Consider the following 13,433-nt stretch of genomic DNA (forward strand, 5'->3'; position numbering starts at 1 on the left):
TTATTGTGTCTGGGGCGCATTCACCTTATGGGGCGCGATGGAAAGCTTGTGCTCGCGGTAGATGATGAAACCGCCTGCAGCCATGACCACCGCGCTACCGGCCAGCATTTCGAAGGTCGGAATATCGCCGAATAGCAGAAAGCCGATGGCAAGTCCCAGCAGCATCGATGTGTATTCAAATGGCGCAATTGTCGACATTGGGGCATGGCGGTAGCATTCGGTCAGAAGAATCTGACCGACACCACCGGCAAAGCCGGCACCGACCATCATGGCAAGCTGCGACCAGTTCGGTACGATCCAGCCGAACGGAAGGCTCGCCAAGGAGATGATGCTTGCGGATATGGAAAAGTAGATCACGATGGTCGAGGTACGTTCTGTCTGTACGAGACGACGTACAAGCATCATGGCTACCGCGGACGTGACCGCAGCACCTAGAGCGGCAAGTGCGCCGATGGCCTCGTCATTCCCCATGCCGCCGCCGGAGAACACTGTCATCCGTGGCCAGATGATGACCATCACACCGCCAAGCCCGATGAGAACCGCGCTCCAGCGATAAAACCGCACCACTTCATGCAGGATGACTGCGCCCAGAATAACGGTGATCAGCGGCGAAGCGTAGTTGATCGCGATTGCTTCCGGCAGCGGCAGCTTGGTGAGAGCGAAAAAGCTCATCGACATGGAGCAGACGCCCACCAGCCCGCGCCAGAAATGGCTGAAGCCGTTCTGGGTGCGGAACACGCCAGAAAGCTGCCCACGCCACGCCAGATAGAGCAATATCGCGAAGATTGCGAAGAAAGACCGGAAGAAGATCAATTGTCCGACCGGCACACCTTCAGCCGCTTTCAGCAAGGTAGACATGGCGACAAAAACGGCAACGGAAGCGATTTTGAGACCGATGCCGAGCATCGGATTCGTTTCAAGATGGGCAGCCCCGACAGGCGCGCTCGCGTGAGCGTTCACAACGCAATTCCTTAAAACCATAAAGCGAAGGTTCGCCCAAAGTATCCGGGCGTGTTTTTCTTATTCCTGTTTGTGACACAGCACCAGTAGCACAAAGGTCCGGCTGAAAATTATTTGGTAAAGCGCCTGCCGTTTGGTTTGTCGCATTATCCGACGCATCGAAGCGGGATCAGAAATCAGTCCAGTGGACTGATTTCCCCACGTAGGCGCTTCGTACTTTTGCTGAAAATGCTATGGCCACAAAAGGCTGGTTACTTGTTCTGGAATTGAGTTTCCCTTGGCCGCAATTCCGGGTACGAATCCAGCATCGTGAGTTAAAGGAGAGAGTTTCGCTATGCGTACTGAAACCGGCCAGACATTCCGTCTCGAAGATTACCGTCCGACCCCTTACGCCATACCCGAGACGAAACTGGACTTCTCACTGGAACCGGAAAAAAACCTCGTCCGTGCAACCCTTACAATTGAGCGCCGTGATGGCACCCTGACTGGTACGCCCTTGGTGCTCGACGGTGATGAACTGAAACTCGTCAGCATCGCCATTGACGGTAAGCCGCTGGCCGATAACAGCTATGTCGCAACGCCCGACCAGCTTGAAATCAGCGATCTGCCGGAAGGCAAGCGCTTCACGCTCGAAATCGTGACGGAAATCAATCCGACAACCAACCGCCAGCTATCCGGTCTTTATCGTTCAAGCGGCGTCTATTGCACGCAGTGCGAGGCAGAAGGCTTCCGCCGTATTACCTATTTTTATGACCGCCCGGATGTTCTGTCGGTCTATACGGTGCGGGTTGATGCCAGTGAGCACGCTGCGCCCATTCTCCTGTCCAACGGCAATCCTGTCGACAACGGACCAGTCGAAGGTAAGCCGGACCGGCATTTCGCGATCTGGCACGATCCACACCCGAAGCCGTCCTATCTCTTCGCTCTGGTTGCAGGGTCGCTCGGTGTCGTGAAGGATCACTTCACCACACAATCAGGACGGCCGGTCGATCTGGCGATCTATGTCGAACATGGCAAGGAAAGCCGCGCGCTCTATGCCATGGATGCATTGAAACGCTCCATGCGCTGGGATGAAGAGAAGTTCGGGCGCGAATATGACCTTGATGTTTTCAACATCGTTGCCGTTTCCGATTTCAATATGGGCGCGATGGAGAACAAGGGGCTGAATGTCTTCAACGACAAATATGTGCTGGCCGATCCTGAAACCGCTACCGACGTAGACTATGCGGGTATTGAGGCTGTCATCGCGCATGAATATTTCCATAACTGGACCGGCAACCGCATCACCTGCCGCGACTGGTTCCAGCTCTGCCTGAAGGAAGGCCTGACGGTCTATCGCGATCACGAATTTTCCGCCGATGAGCGCTCGCGCCCGGTCAAGCGTATCGCCGAAGTAAAAATACTCAAGGCGCAGCAATTTCCGGAAGATGCCGGGCCACTCGCCCATCCGGTACGCCCACGCGAATATCGCGAGATCAACAACTTCTATACAGCGACCGTCTATGAAAAAGGTTCGGAAGTCGTGCGTATGATCCGCACGATCATCGGACCTGAGCTGTTCCGCAAGGGTATGGACCTTTATTTCGAGCGCCATGACGGGGAAGCCGCGACTATCGAGGATTTCGTCAGGGTTTTCGCCGATGTTTCAGGTCAGGACTTTTCACAATTCGCACTCTGGTACGATCAGGCCGGAACGCCGAAGGTGGAAGCCGCTTTTACCTACGATGCGGCTGGTGAGACCTATAGGATTGAACTGACACAGTCGCTGGGAGCCACGCCGGGACAAACGGTCAAGAAACCAATGCACATCCCGATTGCCTTTGGCCTTATCGGACCCAGTGGCAAGGATATGGTTGCAACGTCCGTCGAAGGCGGCGATGTGCGCGGCGATACCATCCATCTGCATCGCTCGTCTGAAACAATTGTCTTTCATGGCATCAAGGAAAGGCCTGTACCGTCGCTGCTGCGCGGCTTCTCGGCTCCCGTAAATCTGACAGCGCCTTTATCGGACGAGGATCGTGCTTTCCTTGCACTGAACGACAGTGATCCGGTTGCCCGGTGGCAGGCACTGACCGGGATTTTCAGTCAGGCTCTGCTTGAAGGTGCCAAACGTGTTCGCGGCGGTCACGCCCCGGCGATTGACGACAAAGTCATCGAACTTGCCGGAAAAGTGGCATCCGACGAAACGCTTGATCCGGCCTTCCGCGCGCTCTGCCTGACTTTGCCAAGCGAAAGCGACATCGCACGCGAAATGGGCAGCAATGTCGATCCGGATGCGATCTTCGCCAGCCGAAATCACTTCGTCGACGTCATTGCCGCCCGCTATGCTGGCAGCTTCGCCAAGCTCTACGATGCTCTGAAACAGGAAGGCGCTTTCTCGCCGGATGCAGACGCAGCGGGCAAACGTGCCTTGCGGAATGTGCTGCTCGATTATTTGAGCCGCAATGAGAAAAACCAGCAACGCGCTGCCACTCAGTTCGCCGTCGCAGACAATATGACGGACCGCTTTGCAGCCCTTGCTGTGCTGGTGCACCGCTTTGGCGATACAGACGAGGCAAAGGACGCACTGGCAAGTTTCGAGCGCCAGTTCGGTAAGGATGGTCTTGTGATGGACAAGTGGTTCAGTGTGCAGGCGAGCCGTCCCGGTGATGAAGCCTTGCAAGCTGTGCGTGACCTCACGAAACACGCCCTCTTCTCGCTCGACAATCCGAACCGCGTCCGCTCGGTGATCGGTTCGTTCTCCGCATCAAATCCGACCGGCTTCAACCGCAAGGACGGTGCGGCCTATGAGTTCTTTGCAGATACGATCCTGTCGATAGATTCGGAGAACCCACAGCTCGCGGCCCGGCTATTGACGGCGCTTCGCTCCTGGCGTTCGCTCGAAGATACCCGCCGCGAACATGCAAGGGCAGCGCTGGCGCGTATTTCGGCTGCAGGTAAACTTTCTACCGATCTGCGCGATATTGTGGACCGCACTCTCGCTTGATTCGCGACCTATCCTGATCGTCGTGATGATTCGTTCGTTCCGGTTGTTCAGCCAGCCATCGGAACGAACCTTTCATGCTAACAGACGCAGAGGCGGCGACCAGTCCGTTTTCATGAGTCTTTTCATGCCTTTATCCGAATCAGATGCTATGCCGATTCCACTTAAGAGCTTGAGATTCATGAATAAATCGGCTGATAAAAAGCCCGATTTTTACGCCTCGTTAACGAATTCGCTGGACAGCGCGAATCACTTTTGATTCATTGATGACATTCGGAGGTGGCGTATTCCGAATCACTTCACTCGCAGGGAATTCACGAGGGACCATTATATGGCGAGCACCGACGCGTATGGCGCGCCGGCGGGGACGCATTGCGAATCCGGTCGGAAAAGAAGGAAGGGCAAGCTCTCGGGCCATGTCAGTCTTCTTGCGGGTCCGGCCTATGGCAAGTTCGTCTCAATCGAGCCTATCCTGCGACGCCTCGTTCCGGCACTCATCATCATTTTTCTGATTATTCTCGGCGTTGCGCGCGTCTTTTCGATGCTGGCGTGGCGCGAGGATATCGAGCAGCAGCATAAGGCATTTCTGTCGGCTGCGACCGCCAATCTCGCACAGATGATCGAGCGTGTTGCCAATGGCACCGACGCCGGAGCGCAGATCGCCGCGAAGGCTATTCAGGACACTATAGCCGAGTTTCGTTCGCGCGGGCTGTCGTCGTCCGGCATGACGCTTGCCGTCATCGACCCACAATCCTCCGTGGTGGCGATCTCAGGCCCTATGTCCGATCTATCCGGCAAGCCGGTCGATACGATCCTTTCTGAAGCGCAACCGCTGTTCCTGTTTGCAGAACGTGCAGGTGTGCTGAAAGTCATGCTGCAGGGTGAACCAGCTTTCGGCGCCTTGTCGAAGCCGATGACCCTTCCCTATTCCGTTATCGCCATCGAACCGGAGAGCACCATTTTTGCGGAATGGCGCCGGGCGGTGTCACTCAACGTGACGCTCTTTGCGGGTACGACCGGCGTGATGTTCGCAATTCTCTATGCCTATTTCAGCCAGGCGGCGCGGGCCCGCGAGGCCGATGATCTTTCCGGCCAGATCCAGCGCCGTATCGATATGGCGTTGGGTCGTGGTCGCTGTGGCCTGTGGGATTGGGACATGGCACGCGGTCGCATCTACTGGTCGCGCTCCATGTATGAAATGCTCGGCTACGAAGCGCAGGATGCCGTGCTGCCGTTCGGCGATGTGGCCGCAATCATCAATGCGGAAGATGGCGACCTCTATTCCATCGCCGAACAGGCCGCTTCAGGTGATATTTCGCATGTCGACCGCGTTTTCCGCATGCGTCATGCCGACGGTTCATGGGTCTGGATGCGTGTTCGCGCCGAAATCGCCAGCGAAGGCGATCTTCATCTGGTGGGCATCGCCTTCGACGTCAGCGAGCAGCACCGTTTCGCGCAGCAGACGGCAGAAGCCGACATGCGCATCCGCGAAGCCATCGAGAATATTTCGGAAGCCTTCATCTTGTGGGATGCGAACAACCGCCTGGTCATGGCGAATTCCAAGTTCAGTGAATATGCTGGCCTTCCGGTCTGGACGCTGAAACCCGGTGTGCCGCGCAACGAAGTTGATGCCCATACGCGTCCCTTCACTTTCGAACGTCGCATGGCCAATGAACATAACCGCGCCGGTGGCCAGACCTTTGAACGCCAGCTCAGTGATGGCCGCTGGCTCCAGGTCAACGAGCGTCGTACGCAGGACGGCGGTCTTGTCTCCATCGGCACCGACATTACCCAGCTCAAGCTGCATCAGGAGCGTCTGGTGGACAGCGAACGCCGCCTGATGGCGACCATTCACGACCTGTCCATTGCACGCAAGGGCGAGCGTGACCGCGTGCGCGAACTATCCGAGCTTGCCCGCAAATACGGTCAGGAAAAGGAACGCGCCGAAGCTGCGAACCGTGCCAAGTCCGAATTCCTCGCCAATATGTCTCATGAGCTGCGCACGCCGCTCAATGCCATCATCGGTTTCTCGGAAATGATCCAGGCGGGCACGTTCGGCCCACTCGGCTCCGACCGTTACGAGGAATACATCAACGACATCCACACGAGTGGTAACTTCCTGCTTAACGTCATCAACGACATTCTCGATATGTCGAAGATCGAGGCTGGACATTTCTCACTGGACCGCGAGGAGATGGATCTCTGTCCGCTTATCAATGAAACGGTGCGCATGATCTCGCTGCAGGCGGATGAGAAGAATATTGTGGTCAATACACGTATCGAAGATGCGATGCAGCTTTATGCCGACCGGCGCGCGATCAAGCAGGTGCTGATCAACCTTCTCTCCAATGCGGTGAAGTTCACATCCTATGGTGGACAGATTACGGTACGTGCGCGCAAGACCGGCTCAGCCCTCTTCATGACCATTCAGGATACCGGCGTCGGCATCCCTAAATCGGCAATCAAGAAGATCGGCCAGCCCTTCGAGCAGGTGGAGAACCAGTTCACCAAGACCCATACCGGTTCCGGCCTCGGGCTTGCCATCACCCGTTCACTGGCCGAGCTTCACGGCGGCTGGCTTCGCATTCGCTCGACCGAAGGGGTTGGCACAGTGGTTTCGGTCTGCATCCCTGATCGCAAGCCAGGCCATATCGGCAGTCACAGCGCGGAAATCCACGCCGCCTGATTAGATGTTCAGCAGCTTTTCGAAGCTCGACCGTACTTCAACGGCGACTTCCGCCAGATGATGCTCCACGCGTTTTATATCAGGCATGTCCGCCGCACGACATAACAGGTCAATCATGCCGGGTATGAATTCGTCGCGTTTGGCATCCCCCCCAAGACACAGACGGATTGTCTGGCTCAGATTGGTATAAAGGCGATGGGCGCCGACAAGATTATCGGCAAGCGCTGGATCGGCAAAGGACGGGTCGAGGGCTGAAAGGATTTCCTCGGTGCCCAACGGGCGCGGCTTCCCGTCGAGCTTGTTTGCCAGCACTGCAAACTGGGCAATGAATTCCAGATCGACGATGCCGCCAGGCTTCAGCTTGAAATCCCAGTCATCAGCAGGCGGCTTTTCCTGGTAGATCAGGTCGCGCATCTCGCGCACATCCTTGGCGATCTTCTTCACGTCGCGGGGAGAGACAAGAACCTCGTCGATCACGCTTCTGATGTGATCCATAAAGGCCTCGTCGCCATGGATCGGGCGCGCGCGGGTCAGGGCCATATGCTCCCATGTCCATGCTTCGCTGCGCTGATATTTGCCGAAGGATTCGATATGGGTCGCAACCGGTCCCTTGTTGCCGGAAGGGCGCAGCCGCATATCGACTTCGTAAAGCACGCCTTCCGCAGTTGGCGCAGAAAGTGCCGCGATGAGTCGCTGCGTCAGGCGGATATAATATTGCGAGGGAGCCAGCGGCTTTTCACCGTCGGATTCGTCCGTCTCTCTATCGTGATCGTAAAGCAGAATCAGATCGACATCGGAGCCAGCGGTGAGTTCGTGGCTGCCAAGCTTGCCCATGGCAAGAAGAGCAACCTTGGCGCCCTTCACCTTGCCATGGCGTCGCTCCAGTTCGGCTTCGACAACCTCGAAGGCCTTGCCAATCATCAGTTCGGCAAGATCAGAGAAAGCGCGACCAGCGCGCACACCGTCAATGGCGCTCGTCAGCAGGCGAATACCGATCAGGAAGCGATGCTCGGCAGCGAAGATACGCAGCCGGTCCAGCACCTCCTCATAATCGGTCGCTGGTCCCAGAAACACGCGGAGGCGTTCTTCCAGATAGGCGCGCGTCGGCATTTCGGAGAAAATCGCCGGATCGAGCAAACCGTCGAAAACATGCGGATTGCGGGTGATGATTTCGGCAAGCCGGGGCGCGGCGCTCATAATCATCACGAGGAGATTCAGGAGGCGGGCGTTGGATTGCAGCAGGCTGAAAAGCTGGATGCCTGCAGGCAGCCCTTTCAGAAAACCATCAAAACGTAAGAGCGCTTCATCCGCACGCTTGGTTTCGGCAAAGGCTTTGAGCAGAGCGGGCGTAAGCTCGGTCAGACGCTCGCGCGCTTCTGCCGATTGTGTGGCACGATAACGCCCGAAGTGCCACGTGCGGATCACGCGACATATATCGCTCGGGCGTTCATAGCCCATGGCTGCGAGCGTCTCCAGCGTGCCCGGATCATCCACATCGCCGGTAAAGACCAAATTGCCGGATGAGCTTCCAAGTTCGGGAGCCTGCTCGAACAGTGCCGCATAATGCTTTTCAACAACCTTGAGCGCATCGAGAAAAGCGTCAGAGAAGGCCACCGGATTTGCATAGCCCATCATATGGGCGACACGAGCAAAGCCTTCATCATCTTCAGGCAGGATATGTGTCTGCTCGTCGGCGATCATCTGGATGCGATGCTCGACATCGCGCAGGAAATAATATTCCTTCGCCAAAGCATCGCGTGCCTTGTCGGTGATCCAGCCCCGCTCCGCCAGTCGTGCAAGCATTGGCACCGTCTGGTTACCGCGCAATTCTGGAAAGCGCCCACCCGCAATGAGCTGCTGTGTCTGGACGAAGAATTCGATTTCGCGGATACCGCCACGTCCCAGTTTCACATTGTGCCCGCGCACGGCAATATCGCCATGGCCCTTGTGGGCGTGAATCTGACGCTTGATTGAGTGCACGTCAGCGATAGCCGCATAGTCGAGATATTTGCGCCAGACATAGGGGGAGAGTTCCGCCAGAACCTGCTTTCCGGATTCGCGATCCCCGGCGACCGGCCGCGCCTTGATCATGGCCGCGCGTTCCCAGTTCTGGCCGCGCCCTTCGTAATAATGAAGTGCCGCACCAACAGGAATGGCCAGCGGCGTGGAACCAGGGTCCGGTCGAAGGCGAATATCGACGCGGAAGACATAGCCATCGCCGGTGCGGTCCTGCAGAATGCGAACAAGGCGACGTGTCAGCCGCGAAAAAGTTTCGACGCATTCATACGGATCGCCAATGGCCGGTCTGGTTTCATCAATGAAGACAATGAGATCGATATCTGACGAATAGTTGAGTTCACGTGCACCGAATTTGCCCATGCCGAGAACAATCCAGCCGCTGTCCATGTCAGGGTGGTTCCGGTCGGGAAGTTTGATCTTGCCGGCACTGTCGGCATCGAGCAGCAGAAACCGGACGGCAGCGCCGGTGCAGGTCTCGGCCAGATCGGTGAGCCAGCCTGTCGTTGCTTCTGTATCGAAAATGCCCGCCAGGTCACAAAGTGCAATGAGGACATGCGCCTCGCGTTTCAAAACGCGCAGGCTGGTCATGAGCGAGGCTTCGGTTACGTCTGCACTTGCAGCACTGGCCGAGATTTCCGACAAAATATCCTGAAGCGCCGCCTCTGGCGTTTTCGATAAAATACGATCAAGAATACGCGGATGACGGGTCAGTGCTTCGCGAATAAACGGCGAAAGATCGAGAACAGCGGAGAGAAAACGCGCGGCTTCCGCCTTTTGCAACAAAGCGACAACACCCGGAAGCTCGTCTTCTCTAGCGCGTGCAACGAGATCGGCGAGGAAGGTCTCCGCCCTTGCAGGATCAAGCGGCGTCAAAGCACGAATCTCTCTCTCGAAGAATAGTGCCGTCGCGTTTTCTGCCGCCATGATCCCCTCTTATGTCACGCCATTATTCGACCTTGTCCGATGGCAACGGGAACTCCAGCACAGCGCGCAGGCCCGGATCATTGCCTTCAAGACGAAGTGCGCCACCGTGCAATTTCATCACCGCCTTGGCAAGACTTAAACCGAGTCCCGAACCGGGTTGCGTGCGGCTTTCCTCAAGACGAACAAACCGCTCTGTTGCCTGTTCGCGCTTTTCTTCAGGAATACCGGGACCGTTATCGGCAACGATGATGCGAACCCAGTTCGGGTCACGTTCCATAGAAAGGCTCACTGTCGCGGTCCGCTCATCACCGCCCGCATATTTGATTGCATTGTCGACGAGATTGGAAATCGTCTGCCCGACCAGTTCGCGATTGATGTGAAGGGCCACCTCGTCGAGATCACCAAGTGTCAGGCTCACGCCCGCATCTTCAGCGACGGGTTCATACATTTCAGCCACATCCCGGAGGATGGGCGCCACCGGCATGTTTTCCAGATTCTCGGATGAATAGCCTGCCTCAAGGCGTGAGATCATGAGGATGGCGTTGAACGTCCGGATCAATTGATCCGACTCGCTGATAATGTCTTCCATCGCCTCACGGTATTCAGGCCCGGCCTTCTTACCGGAAAGAGCCTCCTCCGCACGGTTGCGCAGGCGCGTCAGCGGTGTTTTGAGATCATGCGCGATATTATCGGAAACCTGTTTCAGTCCCTCGTTCAGTTCCAGAATTTTACCCAGCATGACATTGAGATTGCCCGACAAGCGGTCGAATTCATCGCCGGAACCGTTGACCGGAAGCCTGCCGGTCAGATCGCCATCCATGATGCGCTGCGATGCCCGCGAAACTTCATCGATACGTTTCAAGGCACGCCGACCGACAAAGAGCCAGATCAAGAGTGCTCCAACGCCCATGATACCAAGGGCCAGCATCAGCGACCGGCGAACGACGTCCCGGAATTGTTCCGGTTCACCCAGATCGCGACCGACCAGAAGCCGCATACCGTTTGGCAATGCGATCACAACCGCAATGGCGCGATGCTCCGTCTCGGTGCCCTGCTCGCCATAGCGCCTGTATTTGAACCCGCGCTCGATAATGCCGTCGGTGTCCAGCACACCGGGCTCGACGCTTTCCACATTGCCCGCAAGGATGCGGCCGGTCGGATCGGCTACCAGATAGAGGTAAGCGCCCGGCTGGCGCGAACGATAGTCGATCGTTCGTACAAGCTGCGGAATGCCGCCGCGCGCATAGCTCTTGCCAATGCTGCCGATCTCCTCGCCCAGCGATTGCTGGGTCTGCGCGGCCAGCATGGAGGCAGACAGATTGGTCATGTAGAACACCAATGCTACCGCACCGACGATGAACAGCAGCAGATAGAGCGTCGATAGTCGAACTGCGGTTGTGCGCATGAGCGCTGAAAAGCGGCTCATCAATCCACCTTGGCGGCTGCGGATTGTTTTGCTCGTCCGGCCTTCAGCATGTAACCAGCGCCACGCACCGTATGAAGCAGCGGAACGTCAAAGCCCTTCTCGATCTTGGAACGCAGACGCGAAATATGCACGTCGATGACATTGGTCTGCGGATCGAAATGATAATCCCAGACGTTTTCGAGCAGCATGGTGCGCGTGACGACCTGTCCGGCATGACGCATCAGATATTCGAGAAGGCGAAATTCGCGGGGCTGGAGCGTGATGTCCACATCCTGACGGCGCGCCGTATGCGCAAGCCGGTCAAGTTCCAGATCGCCGACACGGTAGATCGTATCCGCCTCGCGGGGACTGGAACGACGTTGCAGGACCTCGACGCGAGCCAGCAGCTCTGAGAATGCATAGGGCTTGGTCAGGTAGTCGTCACCACCGGCACGCAAGCCGGTGACGCGGTCATCCACTTCGCCGAGCGCGGAAAGGATCAGCACCGGGGTTTCCATACCCTTGGCGCGCAAGCCGGCCACGACGGACAAGCCATCGCGCTTCGGCAGCATGCGGTCGACTACAAGGACATCGTAGCTTCCATTTTCGGCCAGCGTATAGCCGGTCTCGCCGTCACCGGCGATATCAGCGGAATGTCCGGCCTCGGTGAAGGCCTTCTCCAGATAGCGGGCCGCTTCGCGGTCATCTTCAATAACGAGAATCTTCATGGCGCTACTATAATACCGTTTGATGATAAGGCGATGCCAGGCGGAGAGCCGCCTGGCATCGAATTACTCAGAGTCTTCATGGACTGCCGGTCATCATCCCTGATCGATCGGCAGGGCCACGAAGCGGCTCTGATCGTTGCTCTGCAATTGCAGCAGCACTGCCTTGCGACCCGACTTGGCGGCTTCGCTGATGGCGTTGTTGATATCCTTTGCGCTCTTCACCGTCTGGTTGTTAACGCTCATGATGATATCGCCGGAGCGAACACCGCGGTCGGAAGCATCGCTGTCAGGATCGACATCGGTGACCACCACGCCGTTACCATCTTCGGATGGCGTCACGGTCAGGCCATAGGAGTCGAGTGTCTCGCTCTGGCCATCGCTGCCATTGTCGCCCGAAGGGCTGGCCGCCTTGCCAAGATCGCCAGGCATCGCCTCGATGGTGATGTTGATTTCCTCGGCCTTGTTCTTGCGCCAGACGGTCAGTGCCGTCTTTTCGCCCGGAATGATGCCAGCAACCTTGCGCGCAAGATCGCGCGGGTCCTGCACGGTTTCACCGTTGACAGCCGTAATCACATCACCGGCCTGGATACCGGCCTTGGCAGCCGGACCATCCTTCTGCGGTGAGGCGACGAGTGCGCCCTTTTCCTCGGCAAGACCAAGCGACGATGCAATATCCTTCGTCACCGGCTGAATCTGGACACCGATCCAACCACGTTCCACAGAGCCCTTCTTGATGAGCTGCTCAACGACCTGCTTCGCGGTCGATGCCGGAATTGCGAAGGCAATACCGACGCTGCCGCCGGAAGGCGAGAAGATGGCAGTGTTGATACCGATAACCTGACCGGACATGTCGAAGGCTGGACCACCGGAGTTGCCCTTGTTCACTGCTGCATCAATCTGGATGAAATCATCGTATGGGCCAGCACCGATGTCACGGCCACGAGCCGAAACGATACCGGATGTCACCGTACCGCCGAGGCCGAACGGATTGCCGACAGCCACGACCCAATCGCCGACGCGAATCTTGTTGTCATCGCCAAACGAGACGTAGGTAAACTTCTTCTTCGGATCATTGACCTTCAGCACGGCCAGATCGGTTCGCGGATCGGTGCCGATCAGCTTGGCGTCGAGCTCGGTCCCGTCGTCCATCACAACGCTGTAAGCATCGCCATCGGAAACGACGTGGTTGTTGGTCACGACATAACCATCCTCGGAGATGAAGAAGCCCGAGCCCTGAGCGACAGGCCGTTCATGTCCAGGACGCGGACCACGCTTGCCGGGGCCACGGCGATCAGGACGGGCGTCTGGGCGCGCATCACCACGCGGATCCATTCCGAAATCGCGGAAGAAGCGCTTCAACGGATGATCGTCTGGAAGCTGGTCAAAGCCGGGAGGGCCCGAGAACTGGCCGCCGCGGTCAGCGGTTTCCTGCACGTCTTTCTTCACGCGGACGCTGACGACAGCCGGACGAACTTTCTCAACCAGATCGGCAAAACCGACGGCTTGCAACGGCGGAGTGACTTGCACGGCGTCGGCGCGGGCGTCATTGAGCGCACCGAGAGGGCCGGTAGCGACAAAACCACCGGCGAGAGCAGCCGACAGTGCAATCGCGGCAACGCCCTTGCGATAGTTGGAAATCCTGGCTCTGGACATTTATTTCTCCTTACGAGCAGTAATCCGGCCGCGCTCCGATCTTTTGGAAACGCAACCTGTGAAACCTTTATAGAG

General features: G+C 57.3%; 7 protein-coding genes. 2 read left to right on the forward strand and 5 right to left on the reverse strand.

Going from position 1 to position 13,433, the window contains the following annotated elements; genetic code table 11:
• Entirely contained in the window at nucleotides 1-981 is a 981-nt protein-coding gene (locus ACYSN1_RS03655; protein WP_461724433.1) for a DMT family transporter, read from the reverse strand.
• A gap of 313 nt (nucleotides 982-1,294) precedes the next feature.
• Between ACYSN1_RS03655 and pepN the strand changes: the two genes are divergently transcribed.
• Both pepN and ACYSN1_RS03665 read left to right on the forward strand, forming a co-directional pair.
• On the forward strand, nucleotides 1,295-3,946 hold the full coding sequence (gene pepN / locus ACYSN1_RS03660; RefSeq protein ID WP_461724434.1) for an aminopeptidase N: 2,652 nt from the start codon (nucleotides 1,295-1,297) through the stop codon (nucleotides 3,944-3,946).
• 328 nt (nucleotides 3,947-4,274) lie between these two features.
• Complete coding sequence (locus tag ACYSN1_RS03665) at nucleotides 4,275-6,629, forward strand: PAS domain-containing sensor histidine kinase (RefSeq protein WP_461724435.1); 2,355 nt, start codon at nucleotides 4,275-4,277, stop codon at nucleotides 6,627-6,629.
• Here ACYSN1_RS03665 and ACYSN1_RS03670 read toward each other — a convergent pair whose 3' ends face one another.
• The 4 genes from ACYSN1_RS03670 to ACYSN1_RS03685 all read right to left on the reverse strand — a co-directional run bounded on the left by ACYSN1_RS03670 (nucleotide 6,630) and on the right by ACYSN1_RS03685 (nucleotide 13,358).
• Entirely contained in the window at nucleotides 6,630-9,572 is a 2,943-nt protein-coding gene (locus ACYSN1_RS03670) for a bifunctional [glutamine synthetase] adenylyltransferase/[glutamine synthetase]-adenylyl-L-tyrosine phosphorylase (protein ID WP_461724436.1), read from the reverse strand.
• 22 nt (nucleotides 9,573-9,594) lie between these two features.
• Entirely contained in the window at nucleotides 9,595-11,001 is a 1,407-nt protein-coding gene (locus ACYSN1_RS03675) for a sensor histidine kinase (RefSeq protein ID WP_461724437.1), read from the reverse strand.
• On the reverse strand, nucleotides 10,998-11,705 hold the full coding sequence (locus ACYSN1_RS03680) for a response regulator transcription factor (protein WP_061347250.1): 708 nt from the start codon (nucleotides 11,703-11,705) through the stop codon (nucleotides 10,998-11,000). Before ACYSN1_RS03680 ends, ACYSN1_RS03675 begins: the two co-directional genes overlap by 4 nt.
• Nucleotides 11,706-11,798: 93 nt before the next feature.
• Nucleotides 11,799-13,358 (reverse strand): Do family serine endopeptidase, encoded by a 1,560-nt coding sequence (locus tag ACYSN1_RS03685; RefSeq protein ID WP_461724438.1) that lies wholly within the window; start codon nucleotides 13,356-13,358, stop codon nucleotides 11,799-11,801.
• Between the last annotated feature and the right edge of the window lie 75 nt (nucleotides 13,359-13,433).

The sequence above is a fragment of the Brucella sp. LJL56 genome (assembly GCF_054871705.1).

What these genes read in the sequence shown, in the direction of transcription:
- ACYSN1_RS03655 (WP_461724433.1), bottom strand. Translation starts at nt 981, where the DNA reads ATGGTTTTAAGGAATTGCGTTGTGAACGCTCACGCGAGCGCGCCTGTC.
- pepN (WP_461724434.1), top strand. Translation starts at nt 1,295, where the DNA reads ATGCGTACTGAAACCGGCCAGACATTCCGTCTCGAAGATTACCGTCCG.
- ACYSN1_RS03665 (WP_461724435.1), top strand. Translation starts at nt 4,275, where the DNA reads ATGGCGAGCACCGACGCGTATGGCGCGCCGGCGGGGACGCATTGCGAA.
- ACYSN1_RS03670 (WP_461724436.1), bottom strand. Translation starts at nt 9,572, where the DNA reads ATGGCGGCAGAAAACGCGACGGCACTATTCTTCGAGAGAGAGATTCGT.
- ACYSN1_RS03680 (WP_061347250.1), bottom strand. Translation starts at nt 11,705, where the DNA reads ATGAAGATTCTCGTTATTGAAGATGACCGCGAAGCGGCCCGCTATCTG.
- ACYSN1_RS03685 (WP_461724438.1), bottom strand. Translation starts at nt 13,358, where the DNA reads ATGTCCAGAGCCAGGATTTCCAACTATCGCAAGGGCGTTGCCGCGATT.